At 47.1% G+C, this 1979-nt stretch carries 2 protein-coding genes; one reads left to right on the top strand and one right to left on the bottom strand.

Annotated elements, in window-relative coordinates:
- Window positions 1–157 precede the first annotated feature (157 nt).
- On the top strand, window positions 158–1696 hold the full coding sequence (locus HK26_RS12730) for a DUF6538 domain-containing protein (RefSeq protein WP_143296373.1): 1539 nt from the start codon (window positions 158–160) through the stop codon (window positions 1694–1696).
- A gap of 4 nt (window positions 1697–1700) precedes the next feature.
- Here the strand turns inward: HK26_RS12730 and HK26_RS13585 are convergent.
- Window positions 1701–1979 (bottom strand): recombinase family protein (locus HK26_RS13585; protein ID WP_180539578.1); only part of this gene is annotated, 279 nt, incomplete at its 5' end.

The following is a 1979-nucleotide window of genomic DNA, read 5'->3' on the forward strand; positions in this document are numbered from 1 at the left end:
GTCTAGAGGCCTAGGACACTGCCCTTTCACGGCGGCAACACGGGTTCGAATCCCGTACGGGATACCATACGTCTATAAGGCATTGATTTTTCAACAAAAATCATACTTGTCTTCCCTCACTGTGTAACCTGTTCGTGTTACATAAGGGACGCCAGTTTTGCCTACTCCATACATGGTTCGACGTTGCCATACCTGGTATCTCAGACTACGTGTCCCTGCTGACCTGACACCCTTCGCTGGTCAGCATATTGTTCGTTCCCTCAAAACCAGTGATAGAACAGTTGCAAGGGCAAAAGCTCTCGGACTTGCTTCAGCGTTCAATGGTATCTGGATGGAACTCAGACAAAGACTGGCAGAAAAGCTTCAAGCCTATTTCAACAGGGAAATCCCTGTTGAAGAGATGAAAGCCTTTGTGCATGAGCACGCTTCAGAAATCGAAGCCATGCCAGAGAACGTCAAAAAACATTTCTCCGACTGGCTGAACGTTGTCATGCAACGCAAGACACAGGAAGCACAGGATGTCCGCGAGAGTGCTGATATGACAGCAACCCTTGCAGATATGTGGAAACAGGCCAAACAACAGGGCATGTTGGAAGGCATGGAAAAAGCCATTTCCCTTGGTGGATTGGCTACACATGCTCATCCTGTTCCCTCTATCCTATCCACTTCTCCTGCAAGCACAGACTGTTCCGAACCATGGACAAACCTGATTGAACGTTTCCATGACGATAATCCGGGACAGACAGAAAAAACACGTGTCAGCTACCGCATTACCTTCACACAGTTTCAGGAAATTGTTGGCAATAAAGCCCTGAACCTCCTGACCAAACAGGACATTAAAGCCTATGCGGACTGGCTGAAAAACAAGCCTTCCTTACGTGGGGGAACATTGGGTCATGGCACGATTGTCCGGCATCTTGGGGAAGTAAAATTTTTTCTGAAATGGTGCGTCCAGTCAGGTCTGATTGAGGATAAAGGCTTTGCTGATGTCAAAGCCAGAGCCAAGACACAAACGGAAAAACTGACCAGACAGGAAGATGTTCGCAGGGCTTTCACAAATAATGAACTGAAACAGATTTTTAACAGTCCCCTGTTTTCTGGCTACCATAGCGAACATTTTAAAAGCAGACCGGGCCACCAGACAAAACGTCTGACTGATTTCTGGTTTATCTGCGTTCTTGCCCTGACTGGTGCCAGAATTGGGGAAATCTCTGACGTTCCCGCCAAACTCTATGACCTGGAAGGGATTCCCTGTCTGGATTTACGCCAGACCGGAACAAAAACAGGAAACAGCCCCCGTCTGATTCCTATCCTGCCAGAACTCAGAAAAATTGGCTTTCTCCACTATGTCCAGAAACAGGCCCAGGCTGGTCTGGGATTAATGCAGTCACGCAGAGGGGAAGTTATCAAGCCTGAATCATGGTCAAAGCGTATCAATCGTTATCTTGAAGATATTGGACTGACAGACAAAAGCCTTGTGGCTTATTCCTTCCGTCATACCTTCAGACAGGCTTTAAGAACCTCTGACCTGAACATGGAAATCATCAATAAAATTTTTGGACATGAAACGGATTCTGTTGGGGCTGGATATGGTTCCAACCTTTCCAGAGGGGAAGCGCAGGCTTTTCTGGATAAGGTGAAATACCCCATTTTCCTTGACCATCTGGCTGACCGGAATGGGACATTCCTCTGGTAGCAGGTTACTTCAACGCCTCAAAAATACTGGTCTGGCGTGTGAACTGGTTTTTCTGTTGCATGGCCTGAACACGTCTGACCAATGTGGCTAAAGACACACCAGCAATGGAAGACGCATGTCTGTAGCTTTTTCCTGATGCTAAAAGGTCCAGAGCATGTTGTACCTTTGCAGAACTGGCTTTGGGTCTGCCTATGGAACGACCTGTTTTCGTTCCGTATTTCTGAGCATGGTCTATGCCACTTCTAATGCGCTCATTAATGGTTTCACGCTCATTTTGAGCAAT

It is taken from the genome of Acetobacter okinawensis (genome assembly GCF_002153655.1).
Classification (GTDB): Bacteria; Pseudomonadota; Alphaproteobacteria; order Acetobacterales; family Acetobacteraceae; genus Acetobacter; species Acetobacter okinawensis_A.